The organism is Rhizobium sp. LCM 4573, assembly GCF_001854865.1.
Lineage (GTDB): Bacteria > Pseudomonadota > Alphaproteobacteria > Rhizobiales > Rhizobiaceae > Neorhizobium.
The window spans coordinates 1,039,684-1,052,374 of record NZ_MDDW01000001.1 but is presented as its reverse complement, the minus strand read 5'-3'; the positions used below and the strand labels follow the sequence as shown (position 1 = coordinate 1,052,374).

Below are 12,691 nucleotides of genomic sequence, written 5' to 3'. Positions count from 1 at the left end.
AATTGCTCAGCGACTGGAAGAAGAAGCTGCCGAGCTGGTATCTGTATTATCCGAGCCGGCGGCATACGAGCGCCGCCATGCGGGTTTTCCTCGAATACATCCGCAATCAGAGATGACGCCCAATCACCAAGTAACGCCCAGCGCGCCGCCGTCTTGACGACGCCTATCGTCGATCCAGGGGAACAGCGACTTCCCGGCGTAGCGGCATGAATGTATCTGACGCCTCGCCCTAATCCGTTGGAACGAATACGCTATCCGGCACCCTTCCAAGTCGTCAGAAGCATTTCGATGAATTTTTCTGCCGCTGGGGATAGTGCTCCGCCTCGCCTTCGAACGATACCTATCGTACGTGTAACTACTGGATCGACAATCGGTCTCGTGATGAGAAACGGGTGTTCTTCCTGGGGGGTCGCCAAGTTAGGAAGGACGGATATGCCCAGGCCCGCTTCCACAAGGCCCAAGGACGTATTGAGGTGGGTGACCTCATAGAACCAGTTCAGTTTGAGGTTACATTTGGCGAGGGCGCCATCCAGCAGCGTTCTGTTCCCGCTTGAGCGGTCCACCACGACGAGTGGATACGGTTCAAGCTGACTCCACTGGATGGTCTCGAAATCCGCCAGCGGATGGTCCTTGCGCGTGGCCAGAACGAATGGATCGTTGATCAGGGGCTCGAACAGGAGATCCGGATCGGAATTGCCCATGAGATTGATGCCGAACTCAACTTCCCCCCGCGCGACGGCTTGCAATCCTTCATTGGCCGTCAGATCACGTATTCGCAGTCTGATGTGAGGATATTCCGTGCTGAAGGTTCGTATGACGGTGGGCAGAAAATAGAATGCCRCCGTCGGAACGCACGCCATGGTGATCAGCCCGCGCCGTTGTGAGCCGCCATCCTTGATGGCAAAGAGCGAGCCGTCGAATTCTTCCAGCATTCGCCGAACCAGCGGCATCACTTCCTGGCCCATGGCGGTGGGGGCGACATGACGCGTCGTGCGCTCCAACAGAGGAGCCCCGATGGATTGCTCCAGTTTCTGAATACGCCGCGTCAATGCTGGCTGGGAAATATGAAGCGCCTCCGCAGCCCGATGGAAACTTTCAAGCTCTACGACCGCCTGGAAGGCTCGGAGATCCAATATCTCGCAATTGATGCTCATATCGCAATAATCCCGTAAAACATTGCATTTAACAGATACATCTTTGTTGCCCATATTGCAATAAGCGGACTCATTGATCCAAACTGTGCAATACTGAGGCTGATATGAACGATCTTCTCAAGATTCCTTGCGTGTTGATGCGTGGAGGCACCTCCCGAGGACCGTTCTTTTTGGCATCGGATCTTCCAAGCAATCGCGGCGAGCGTGACGCGGCGCTGCTGTCAATCATGGGGTCGGGRCACCCGCTGCAAATCGACGGTATTGGCGGCGGCAATCCGGTGACCTCCAAGGTCGCGATCATCGGCTCCCCATCGATTGCCGGCGCCGACATCGACTACCTCTTCGCGCAGGTGCGCACCGATCGGCAATACGTCGATTATTCGCCGAACTGTGGAAACATGCTCGCTGCGGTCGGTCCCTTCGCTATCGAGGCTGGTCTTGTGCGCGCCGGAGAGGTCGAGACTTTGGTGCGCATCCACAATGTCAATACCGGCAAGCTGATCGAGGCAAAGGTCCCGACGCGCGGGAATGAGGTGATCTATCTTGGAGACGCGTCGATCGACGGCGTTCCGGGTCTTGCCGCGCCGATCTCTCTTACGTTCGTCGATGCCGCAGGCGCCAAAACGGGAAAGTTGCTGCCGACGGGCAGGCCGAAGGATGAAATCGATGGTGTGCAGGTAACCGCAATCGACTGTGCAATACCCATGGTTTTGATGAGATCGAGCGATTTGGGCGTCACCGGCTACGAGGATGCCCAGGCCCTTTCGGCCAACCGTGATCTAATAGCCCGGATGGCGAAAATCCGCACCGAGGCGGGTGCATTGATGGGCATGGGCGACGTCTCGGACATGGTCATTCCCAAACCTGTCCTGATCTCGCCAGGCCGCAGGGGCGGAACGTTATCGGTCCGCTACTTCATGCCGTATGAGTGCCATCCGGCGCTCGCAACGACGGGAGCAGTCGGTATCGCCACTGCAGCCGTTTCCGATGGGACGATCGCAGCCGAGATCGCAGGCCATCCAGACGTTCCTGCACAAATTGGCATCGAGCACCCTTCCGGACGTCTCGACGTTCAATTGGAGATGAGACAAGGGGCTATAGTAGCCGGCCTCGTCCGAACGGCCCGCCGGCTTTTCGAGGGCTATGTCTTCGCTAAACCTGCGGAAACCGTCGAGGACGCAGCGTGAATTCGCAAATTCCGCGAAAACCAGAGTTTCAAATTGGAGGAGAAACTATGAGTAAATACCTGATTGCAACCGCCGCTCTCTGTGCGTTCGCGGCTTCAGCAAATGCCGAGTCCGTTCGGATGAGCGTTGGTTCCTACAACCTCAATAACCTTCCTTTCCCGGTTGCCGAAAGCCTTGGCTTTTATGAGGAGGAAGGCCTGGATGTAACGACTGAAAACTTTGCCCAAGGCGGTTCGAAGGTCCTGCAGGCGCTCGTCGCCGGGTCTACCGACGTAGCGGTGGGCTTCTACGATCACACGATCCAGATGCAGTCGCAGGGAAAGCATGTCGTCGGCTTCATTCAGCTCGCACGCAATTCCGGCCTTGTGCTGGCGGGTACCAATGATACCGATTTCGATCCTGAAAAGCCGGAAACCATCAAGGGGAAGAGGGTAGGCATCACGTCTCCGGGGTCATCTTCGGACTTCTTCATCCGTTATTACCTGAAGCAGCATGGCCTGACGGATAACGATGTTTCGATCATCGGGGTCGGATCAGGTGCGGCCGCCGTTGCGGCTCTTCAACAGGGCAAGATCGACCTTCTGGTAAACTATGATCCGGCTGCAACCATCGTAGTCGAGCGTGGGCTGGGGAAGATTCTCATCGACGCACGAAGCGATGAAGGAGCGAAGGCGGTATACGGCGGCATCTATCCGACCTCCGTGCTCTACGCCAATCAGGATTATATCGACGCCAATCCGGAGGTGATCCAGAAAGTCACCAACGCCACGGTCAAGGCGCTTCATTGGATGAACGAGCACTCGGCTGAGGAGATCGTCGAACAGCTTCCCGATGACTTCGTGTCCGGAGACAAGCAGACGTATATCAAGGCCGTCGAGGCGGCAAAAGCCATCTTTTCGACCGATGGGAAATTCGTTCCGGATGACCTCGAAACGCCGTTGGCAGTTCTCAAGAGCTTCAATGAAGCGGTTGGAAAAGCGACCATCGATCTGAACACCACCTACACGAACAAATTCGTCGAGGCTGCTGCGCAGTCGGCCGCGAACTGAGAGGTTAGCAATGTCCTTGTCAGCTAGAAAGTTGGAGCCGGTGACGTCCGTCGCCAAGCCGATGGTTTCTATCGAAAATGTAACCATGGCGTTTGGTTCATTCGTCGCGGTGCAGAACGTCGACTTGGAGGTAGGTAACGGCGAGTTTCTTTCGATCGTCGGACCGACCGGATGCGGTAAGTCGACCATCTTGAACGCTATTGCCGGATTGCTGAAGCCAGCCGAAGGCGATGTTTCAATCGATGGAGCGCCCGTTAAAGGCGTTCAGAACAGTATCGGATATCTGTTTCAGCAGGATGCGCTGCTCCCCTGGAAAACGGCTTATCAGAACGTAGAGCTCGGCCTTCTTTTTCGAGGCGTTGACGCTCAGGAGCGGCATTCAAAGGTCATGGCGTGGCTCGAAAAGGTGGGSCTGAAAGGCTTCGAGGGCCGTTTCCCTCATCAACTGTCAGGCGGGCAGCGCAAACGCGTTCAGATGGCGCAGGCTTTGATCACGGAGCCGAAGGTGATCTTGATGGACGAACCCTTCTCGGCACTTGATATTCACACGCGGCATCTCATGCAGAACGAACTTCTCAGGCTCTGGCAGGAGGACCGCAGGGCAGTCGTCATGATCACACATGATCTTGAGGAAGCAATCGCGCTTGGAGATCGCGTTGTGGTGTTGGCGGCCGGGCCGAAAAGCCGTGTGATCGAAAGTTTCCCGGTCGATTTGGAACGGCCGCGAAACGTGGCCGAAATCAAACTCGATTCACGATTCATGACCCTCTACCGCGATATTTGGGCGTCGCTGCGCGGCGAAGTGGAGAAAAGCTATGCAAGCCATTAATGTTCGCCTAATCCAGATCGCCCTCCTCGTTTTCATCCTCGGYGGATGGCAGATGGGGGTTGCTTCCGGCACCATCGATCGGTTTTTCTTTCCGGCACCTTTGGACATTGTGAAGCAGGTCATCGACTGGGTCGTCGATCCAGGCTTCTACAAGCATGTCGGCATCACCCTCAGCGAGACTGTCCTCGGCTATTTGATCGGTACCGGCCTCGGGGTCGGCGCTGGCGTCTGGCTCGGGTTGAGTCCATTCGTCGCGCGCGTGCTCGATCCGTTCATCAAGGCGGTCAATGCGGTGCCGCGTGTCGTGCTCGCGCCCATTTTCGTACTCTGGCTGGGGCTGGGCCTCTGGTCGAAAGTTGCGCTTGCGGTGACGCTCGTCTTCTTTGTGACCTTCTTCAACGCCATGCAGGGTGTCCGGGAGGTCAACCCTGTCGTCCTATCCAACACCCGCATCCTGGGGGCGAAGCGTTCTGATCTTCTCCGCCACGTATACTTCCCGGCGGCGGCAAGCTGGATACTGTCGTCACTCCGCACTTCGGTAGGATTCGCGGTCGTCGGCGCCATTATCGGGGAGTACCTAGGGGCGTCGGCTGGCCTCGGCTACCTTATCGCCCGATCCGAGGGCAATTTCGATGCTGTCGGCGTCTTCGCCGGGATCATCATTCTGGCCATCTTCGTGTTGATCATCGATCTCATTCTCGATGTGGCCGAGAAGAAGCTCATCACCTGGCGGCCGAAAGCCGGTGAGGAACGGCCTGCCTGAGCGTTCATCCGTGTCTTAGCTGCGCAGAGCAGGGCAATTTTCCAGCACTGCGCAGCTTTCTTCGGCCGCTTTCAGCGGCAAGCCAGCGTCATTCCGGTCGGCGGTTTTTCGCGGCAAAGACCCTTGCGACGCCGGAGGCGGGTTCATGTCCAAGCTTCGCACATGTCTCCAGCGCCACCCGGCATAGCGCATCGATGTCGATGCCCGTGCGCATGCCCATGCCTTCAAGCATATAAACAAGTTCTTCGGTCGCGACATTGCCGGTTGCGCCCTTGGCATAGGGGCATCCCCCAAGCCCTCCGACCGAGGCGTCGAACACCCGCACGCCTTCTTCGAGGCAGGCCAGTATGTTCGCGAGCGCCTGGCCATAGGTATTGTGCTCGTGAAGCGCCAGTGCCGTCATGGGAACCTCGCCCGCGACGGCGCGCACCATGGCGGCTGCTGCGTGGGGAGTGCCGACCCCTATTGTATCGCCGAGCGAGATTTCATAACAGCCCGAGCGGTACAATCGTTTCGCGACATTCACCACCGCCGCAAGCGCGACAGGCCCCTCATAGGGGCAGCCCAGCACGCATGACACATAACCACGGACGCGGATTTTTGCCGCACGCGCGCCTTCCATGACCGGCGCGAACCGCTCGAAGCTTTCAGCGATCGAGCAATTGATGTTCTTTTGCGAGAAGCTTTCCGATGCAGAGGCGAAGATGGCGATTTCCTCGACGCCGGTGTCCAGGGCGGCTTCGAAACCTTTCAGGTTGGGCACCAGCATGGGTAAGTTCAGTCCTTCGCGCTTGGTCAAGCGGCGAAAAACCTCGGCCGAATCCGCCATTTGCGGCATCCATTTGGGCGAGACGAAGCTGCCCGCCTCAATGGTGGTGAGGCCCGCGGCGATCAGGCCTTCGATCATGGCCACGCGGTCCGCGACGCCCAGCGGGCGCGCCTCGTTCTGCAGGCCGTCGCGGGGGCCGACTTCGACCAGCCGGATATGTTCCATATTTTCGCTCATGTGTCCGATGTTCCAAGTTCCTGGCGCAAGAAGGCGCAGAAGCGGGGATCCGCGCCATAGGCGACATTGACCCGCATTCCCGGCCGGCGGGGTGGGTCGCGGTCGGTGTGAAAGACGCTCGCCGGTGCTACAAATATGTCGGCTGCGGCGGCCCGGCGGCAGAATTCACGCTCATCGACGGAGTGAGGCAGGGGGACCCAAAGGTAGAATCCGGGCACGCGCGGCAGCGCCACTTCGAGCCCGATATCGGAAAGTGCGCGAATGGTCGCCTTGCTGGCATCCTCCATGCGGCTGCGCAGGYGGCGCAGATGCTTGAGATACTGGCCGCTTTCGATCATGTCCGTCACCAACCGCTCCACATGGGCTGAGGTGGCGACCGTGGTGATCATCTTCAGGTCGACCAAGCCGCGGATCAGATCAGGATCTCCCGCGACATAGCCACAGCGCAGGCTTGCCGAGAGCGTCTTGGAAAAGGACCCGACATAAAGCACGCGCCGCTGCTGGCCGAAGGCCGCTAGGCGCGGCAGGGTGGGAGCCAGCAGATCGGCGAAGATATCGTCCTCGACGATGCGGAAATCATGGATCTCCGCCAACTGCAGAAGACTGAAGGCGGTGGCGGGCGAAAGCATGCCGCCGGTCGGATTATGCGCCTGGCTTTGCGTGAAAAAGACCTTCGGATGATGCTGCGCAAGCTTTTCCTGGAGGTCGGCGAGGTCCGGCCCATCCTCGAGGCGGCGCACCGGAATGACCGTCGCCTTGACCAGTCTGAGTTTGGCGAAGAGCGGATAATATCCGGGACTATCGACAAAGACCGTATCGCCCGGCTCGATAAGGTGACGGATGATCAGATCAAGCCCATGGTTGACCCCGCTGGTCAGCATGATGCCATCCGGTTCGGTGGGGATCGATCTTTCGGCAAGCGACATGCGCAGCCAGTCCCGCAATGCGCCGAGACCCCAGGAACTGCCATAGCCGAACTCGATCTCCCCCGTCGCGGTTCGCCCGGAGCGCAGGATGCGGCGCATATGTCCGTCCTCGGTCCAGCTTGCCGGAGGGCGGCCATCGCCGGGGCGGGTCTCGTAATGTTGGTCGAGCTGCTCGCGAAGCAGCGAAACGATGCTCGTCGCCTCGGTGACGTCCGGCCGGATGCGGGGCGCGGGAGGAGGACGGTTGCCGGTGATGTAATAGCCTGAACCCTGCCGCGCCACGGCCAGCCCGCGTGCGACGAGGCGATCATAAGCTTCGGCCATGGTGTTTTTCGAGACGCTGAACTGTTCCGCTCCACCCCGCACCGATGGCAGTTTCTGTCCGGCGCGGTAGAGCCCGGACGAAATCTGCCCGCTGATCTGCGCGACGATGTTATCCACCCGGCTCATGACTTGTCCCAAAATCATGCTGGGACAGTGTTGTTGATTTACCCATCAACTGTCCCTTGATTGATGCGGGAATTTTAGGACAGTTTACGTCGAACGCAAGCTTCGGCTTCGTGATTGCAGACTGCCGGGAGGATTTTTTGAATAGGACGCCAAAACGGACCGCGACCTCGCGGCTCGAAAACTTTCGCAATCTGGCGCCCGCAGAGCGGCTGGATCAGGTGGCCGCCGCAGCCGGGTTAGACGATCAGGCGCGTGCGACACTTGCCGCGCCCGATGCGCTGCCGGTCGATCGCGCCAACGGCATGATCGAGAACGTGATCGGCACGTTCCAGCTGCCGATGGGCGTCGCGACGAACTTCTTGATCAACGGACGCGAATATCTGGTGCCGATGGCGGTGGAAGAGCCCTCGGTCGTCGCGGCGGCATCCTACATGGCGCGGATCGTGCGCGGCTGCGGCGGCTTCCAGACGTCGTCCACCGCTCCCGTCATGCGGGCGCAGGTCCAGCTTCTCGGCATCACCGATCCGTTCGGCGCGCGCCTCGCCATCCTTGCCTCGCGCGATGAAATCATCGAGGCGGCGAATGCCAAGGACCCGGTTCTGGTCAAGTTCGGCGGAGGATGCCGCGACATAGAGGTTCACGTTTTTTCCTCGACGGCGCGCGGCCCGATGGTCGTCCTGCATCTGCTGGTCGACGTTCGCGATGCGATGGGCGCCAATACCGTAAACACCATGGCGGAAGCGATCGCTCCGATCGTCGAGCGCATCACCGGCGGCGAGGTGCGGTTGCGCATCCTGTCGAACCTTGCCGACCTGCGCCTGGCGCGCGCCCGTATCGAGGTGACAGAGGAAGCGCTGGCGACCAAGGATTTTTCGGGCCGGCGCATGATCGAAGGGATCATCGATGCCTATGAATTCGCTGCTGTCGATCCTTATCGCGCGGCGACCCACAACAAGGGCATCATGAACGGCATCGATCCCGTGGTGGTGGCTACCGGCAATGACTGGCGCGCGATAGAAGCGGGCGCTCATGCCTATGCGGCGCGCACCGGGCATTATACGTCGCTCACGACGTGGGAGATCAACGCGAAGGGCAATCTGGTCGGCACGATCGAAATGCCCATGGCGCTCGGCCTGGTAGGCGGGGCGACGAAGACCCATCCGGCGGCACAGGCCGCGCTGCAGGTTCTGAATGTCGGTTCTGCCGTGGAACTGGCCGAAGTCACCGTGGCGGTCGGGCTTGCGCAGAACATGGCGGCGCTCCGGGCGCTGGCGACCGAGGGGATACAGCGCGGCCATATGGCGCTGCATGCCCGCAATATCGCCATCGGTGCCGGCGCGACCGGCGAGGAGATCGATATCGTCTCCCGCAGGCTCGCCGCCGATCATGACGTGCGCGCCGCGCGGGCGGAGGAAATTCTGGCCGAAATCCGCAAAGGCATCTGAAAATCCGCGATCGGGGGAGGGGGAGCTTCGCCGGTCGCCCAATCATGGGAGGACAACATGACGGATCGAACTCCGGCCCGCGCGGCGGGCACGGAAGGGCAACTTGCCGAAATCTGGGGCGATGTCGTATCGCGTCCGCAGCTCGGCAAGGCCATTCTCATCGGCGCGGCGGTAAGCCTCGCCGTTTATGGCGTTGCGCTTGAAACCATCGCACCGCTCGCCGCAACGCCAGCCATCGGCAAGGCGCTCGCAATGCTTGCGGGCATTATCGGCTGCATTATCGGCGGGGCGATCTGCGCCCGCGCCTTCAGGCCCAAGCGCGTCGTCGTCGAGGAGATCCCGACCGGCGCCATGTGGCAGACCGAAGTGCTCGACCAGCTCGTGCAGGAAGGTGGCCCGATCGGCAATGTGGAAGACCTGCCCGCCTCCGTTGCTGGAGAGATGAAGGAGGTCGGGCTTTACGACCTTTTCCGCGACTATGAGCGCAATCGTGTCCGCAGCGGGGAGGGGAACTGATATGGACGGCTTGCTTTACGAAATTCTCATTGCGCTGGCACTTGGTCTGCTGGGTTCCGTGCTGTTCTCGGCCATCGGGCTGGTTTCGGGTACCGATGAAACAACGACGATCGCGCCGGTAACGCTGCTGGTGGTGTTGCTCGGCGCCCCGCCGGCCGGCGTCTTCACCTTCTGGATGTGCGCGGCGGTTTCCAAGCACATGACGCATGCGGTGCCGACGGCGTTGCTGGGCATTCCGGGCGACACGATGGCGCTACCGCTGTTGCAGCAGGCAGCGGCTTTGCGCAATCTCGGTGCGCCGCATATCGCATTGCGCAAGATGCTGGCCGGATCGGTCATCTCGGCCTTCATCGCGGTACCTCTGGCGGTGCTCTTCGCGGTGATCCTCGCGCCTTTCGGCAGCTACATCACCGCCTCGGCCCCCTGGCTTTTCATCGCGGCTTCCGTGCTGATCGCCTATTTCTCGGCGGGGCGCTGGGCTTCTATCATCGCGCTCATCCCCTTCACCTTGCTCATCGTGGCACTGCAGGGGTTTACCGCGGGGCATGACGTGAAGCTGGGCGTCAGCTATTTCCTGGGCATCGCCGTTGGTCCCCTGGTGGCCGAACTCATCTCGGCTTCGTCGCCGCTGGAGCGCAAGCGCATGAATCGCAGCGAACTGCGCGAAACCACGCTCGCTCCGGACGTGAAGGGATGGGGCGGATATTTCCCCAACCCGTTCCGCGTGCTCGACCGCAGCCAGACGCAGGCCACGGCTGCGGCCGCCGCCGTCACCAGCGCGACCTTCGTTTTCAGCCCCGTGGCAATGACGGTGATCGCGGGCGAGGTGGTGGGTGCGCGCATCAAGCACGCCTATCATCGGCTGACCTCCGTTCTCGCCGTTCGAAACGGCGTGACGGAATCGACCTATATCGCCGAGGCGCTGATCCCGTTGATCGCTTTCGGCCTGCCGCTGAGCCCGGTTGCCGCCGGTCCCGCCGCGCCTTTGTTCAACGCGCCGCCGCGTTTCACCGTCAATAGCGAGACGGGCGTGGTCAACAACCTGCACACGATGCTTTCGGTGCCGGAATTCCTGATCTGGGGGCTGGTTTCGGTCGTGATCGCCACGCTGATCGCCTATCCGTTCGCGATGAACCATGCACGCAGCGCCGCGGCCTTCGTCGCCAAGCGCATCAGCCATGAGGCGATCATCGCCACATTCGTCGGACTGGTGCTGGTGATCGGTCTGTGGGAGGGCGGTCTCCTGGCATTGCTGGTCATCCTCACCGTGGGACTGGTGGGCGGTCTGCTCTATCGCGTGCTGGGCATGAATACCGGCGTCCAGTTCATGGGCTATTATGCAGCGGTGCTCAGCGTTCCGGCCCTGCTCAAGCTCATCGGGTAGCCGGAGCTATTCCGAGCTTTCCAAACGGCAGTCGGGGCGTCCCTATGCTCACCGGCGGGACGCCCTCGATCGTAGCCGTTGAGGCGCAATACTTTGACGCCTGCCGTCGTTCGCCCCAAGGCACGCATCCTGGAGAGCTGATGCGCGTCTCTCCGGAGCTACCAATAGCCGTTGGCGCACAATGTTTCGAGTTCTCCGATGGTAAGCTTTTCGAGACCGAGATGCGGCAGAAGATCGTTCTCGGCGGCGAGGTCCCTGCCGGTTGCAGCGGAAAGAAGGGCCGTTCCTGCTTCATGCAGGAGAGCAGGATGGCCACTCAGCCGGCCGAGCAGCGAGGTAGGCACGAGGCCGAAGGGGACATCCTCGAAAATATAGCGGCTGTCGATCGTGGAAGGGCCGAAGCCGCCGCGGCCTGCCGCGTGCATCTGCTGGTTCATTTCCGAGACGGTGCCGATCGGCACGTGGAAGGAGAGCGAGAAATGCTCCCGGACAGTGCGGACTGAAAGGCCGAAGCTCTTTGCTATCGCCAGCCGCTCCTCGTCGAGCGCCTCGATCACCCGGCCGACGGTCGGCGTGATGTTGTCGCCCTGGCCCCAGGTCTCGCCCTTTTCCATGCGGGTGAGATTGAGGAGGGCGATGCCGAGATGGTTTTGCGGATTCAAATTGCTGAGCGCGATCGCGAGTAGCCCGTCGCGCTTGACGAAACGGTCGCCGAAAAGCTCCGTGCAGAGCGCATGGCCGGCATCGATCTCGGATTTCGGCAGGGTGGCGACATCGATCTTCTGGCGCACCGTGTTGACGTTCACGGCCGTTTCGCCCTGCTGACGCCCGGTCAGCACGGTCGTGCCCCAGACGGAAATCGGCAGGCGCACGCCGCGGGCGGCGAGACCTTTCGAAAGGTAAAGCGCGCCGAAGGAGCTATGCGAGGAGATGATGACCGGCTGGCCTGGCCGCAGATGCGGGATTGCGGCATCGAACGCCGCGCGGTGGCCGTTGGCGGGCATGGCAATGATGACGACTTCGCTGTCATTGACGGCTTCGGCGCAATCCTTCGCGACGCGGACCTTACCGGAGAATTCCACGGCGCCCTTTGCGACCAGGGCTTCTCCCTCGGCTAAGGCGCGGGTGCGCTTGCCCGATGGGGACCAGAGCATCGGATCGTGGCCGTTCCTGGCGAGATAGGCGGCGACACCGAAGGCGATTGCTCCGGCTCCGAGAATGCTGACGCGCATGGGGGTTCCTTCGTCTGCTCGAGGGGCGGCTGGGTGGGAGGCCTTACATGTATTTCGTCGGCAAGGCCGTTGTAAACTTCATTTCCTCCATGGCGATGGAGGAACTGAGGTCGGAAAACTCCACGCGGCTGATGAGGTTCTTATAGACCTGATCGTAGACGTCGATGTTGGGAACGACCGTGCGCAGCAGGTAGTCGGTCTCGCCGGTCAGGCGGTAAGCCTCCAGGATTTCCGGAATGTCGCGGATCTCCTTGCGGAAGGTATCGAGCCAGGTCGTCGTGTGCCGTGGTACCTTCACGGAGATGAAGATGGTCATGGGGACGTTTGCCATGCGGCGGTCGATCAGCGCCACGCGGCTGCGGATCAGGCCCATGTCTTCCATGCGCTTGATGCGGCGCCAGCAGGGCGTATGGGAAAGGCCGACTTCGTCTGCGATCTCGACCACCGATTTCTCGGCGTTCTGCTGGAGTATCTCGATGATCTTTCGGTCGATGTGGTCGAACATGCTCGCCTCCGGGACAGATTTTCAATTCTTGCGATTTCGTAGGTGAATTTTTTCAGTTCCTGGCTTCCGTATGAAGAGGGCTTCTTGGCTTCCGGGCTGCTTCGGCGGTTATAACCCGGCGGAAGGCGCTTTCGATTTCTCAGCTCACCCAGGAAACCCGGCCCAATTTTCAGGCGTTGTGATTATGATTTAAACATTCCTCCTGATTTGTATAAATGTCCTATGCAATCCATTTCAAATAGGAT

The 12,691-nt window shown here is 60.4% G+C and carries 12 protein-coding genes and 1 pseudogene; 8 read left to right on the top strand and 5 right to left on the bottom strand.

Annotation, left to right across the window (positions count from 1 at the left end; all coding sequences use genetic code 11):
• A pseudogene (locus LCM4573_RS28465) lies at positions 1–116 on the top strand (LysR family transcriptional regulator); the annotation flags it as partial.
• A 135-nt stretch (positions 117–251) separates the two neighbouring features.
• Here LCM4573_RS28465 and LCM4573_RS05160 read toward each other — a convergent pair.
• Positions 252–1,154, bottom strand: a complete 903-nt coding sequence (locus LCM4573_RS05160; protein WP_071005048.1) for a LysR family transcriptional regulator — start codon at positions 1,152–1,154, stop codon at positions 252–254.
• A 104-nt stretch (positions 1,155–1,258) separates the two neighbouring features.
• On the opposite strand from LCM4573_RS05160, the gene LCM4573_RS05155 reads away from it, so the two are divergent.
• The 4 genes from LCM4573_RS05155 to LCM4573_RS05140 are packed head-to-tail and all read left to right on the top strand — an operon-like array spanning position 1,259 to position 4,982.
• Positions 1,259–2,341 (top strand): 4-oxalomesaconate tautomerase, encoded by a 1,083-nt coding sequence (locus LCM4573_RS05155; protein ID WP_071005047.1) that lies wholly within the window; start codon positions 1,259–1,261, stop codon positions 2,339–2,341.
• A gap of 47 nt (positions 2,342–2,388) precedes the next feature.
• Positions 2,389–3,390, top strand: a complete 1,002-nt coding sequence (locus tag LCM4573_RS05150; RefSeq protein ID WP_071005046.1) for an ABC transporter substrate-binding protein — start codon at positions 2,389–2,391, stop codon at positions 3,388–3,390.
• 10 nt (positions 3,391–3,400) lie between these two features.
• A complete protein-coding gene (locus tag LCM4573_RS05145; protein ID WP_116285299.1) occupies positions 3,401–4,219 on the top strand; it encodes an ABC transporter ATP-binding protein in 819 nt (272 codons plus the stop codon).
• Positions 4,206–4,982 carry an ABC transporter permease gene (locus tag LCM4573_RS05140; RefSeq protein ID WP_071005044.1) on the top strand — a complete coding sequence of 259 codons (777 nt, stop codon included), beginning with the start codon at positions 4,206–4,208 and terminating at the stop codon, positions 4,980–4,982. The genes LCM4573_RS05145 and LCM4573_RS05140 overlap by 14 nt, the downstream gene beginning before the upstream one ends.
• Before the next feature lie 88 nt (positions 4,983–5,070).
• On the opposite strand, the gene LCM4573_RS05135 is transcribed toward LCM4573_RS05140, so the two are convergent.
• Both LCM4573_RS05135 and LCM4573_RS05130 read right to left on the bottom strand, forming a co-directional pair.
• Positions 5,071–5,988: a hydroxymethylglutaryl-CoA lyase gene (locus tag LCM4573_RS05135; protein ID WP_071005043.1), complete on the bottom strand. Its 918-nt coding sequence runs from the start codon at positions 5,986–5,988 to the stop codon at positions 5,071–5,073.
• A complete protein-coding gene (locus LCM4573_RS05130; RefSeq protein WP_244505230.1) occupies positions 5,985–7,364 on the bottom strand; it encodes a PLP-dependent aminotransferase family protein in 1,380 nt (459 codons plus the stop codon). The genes LCM4573_RS05135 and LCM4573_RS05130 overlap by 4 nt, the downstream gene beginning before the upstream one ends.
• Positions 7,365–7,501: 137 nt before the next feature.
• Between LCM4573_RS05130 and LCM4573_RS05125 the strand changes: the two genes are divergently transcribed.
• From LCM4573_RS05125 to LCM4573_RS05115, 3 genes are read left to right on the top strand one after another with little or no spacing between them, the layout of a single operon-like run.
• Complete coding sequence (locus LCM4573_RS05125; RefSeq protein WP_071005041.1) at positions 7,502–8,809, top strand: hydroxymethylglutaryl-CoA reductase, degradative; 1,308 nt, start codon at positions 7,502–7,504, stop codon at positions 8,807–8,809.
• A 57-nt stretch (positions 8,810–8,866) separates the two neighbouring features.
• The gene (locus tag LCM4573_RS05120) at positions 8,867–9,325 is read left to right on the top strand and encodes a hypothetical protein (RefSeq protein WP_071005040.1); all 459 of its coding nucleotides are present in this window, start codon (positions 8,867–8,869) and stop codon (positions 9,323–9,325) included.
• Position 9,326: 1 nt separating this feature from the next.
• A complete protein-coding gene (locus tag LCM4573_RS05115; RefSeq protein ID WP_071005039.1) occupies positions 9,327–10,709 on the top strand; it encodes a tripartite tricarboxylate transporter permease in 1,383 nt (460 codons plus the stop codon).
• 158 nt (positions 10,710–10,867) lie between these two features.
• On the opposite strand, the gene LCM4573_RS05110 is transcribed toward LCM4573_RS05115, so the two are convergent.
• Together LCM4573_RS05110 and LCM4573_RS05105 are read right to left on the bottom strand one after the other, a co-directional pair.
• Positions 10,868–11,941: an NAD/NADP-dependent octopine/nopaline dehydrogenase family protein gene (locus tag LCM4573_RS05110; RefSeq protein ID WP_071005038.1), complete on the bottom strand. Its 1,074-nt coding sequence runs from the start codon at positions 11,939–11,941 to the stop codon at positions 10,868–10,870.
• A gap of 43 nt (positions 11,942–11,984) precedes the next feature.
• Positions 11,985–12,446 carry an Lrp/AsnC family transcriptional regulator gene (locus LCM4573_RS05105; RefSeq protein ID WP_046795025.1) on the bottom strand — a complete coding sequence of 154 codons (462 nt, stop codon included), beginning with the start codon at positions 12,444–12,446 and terminating at the stop codon, positions 11,985–11,987.
• Positions 12,447–12,691 lie beyond the last annotated feature (245 nt).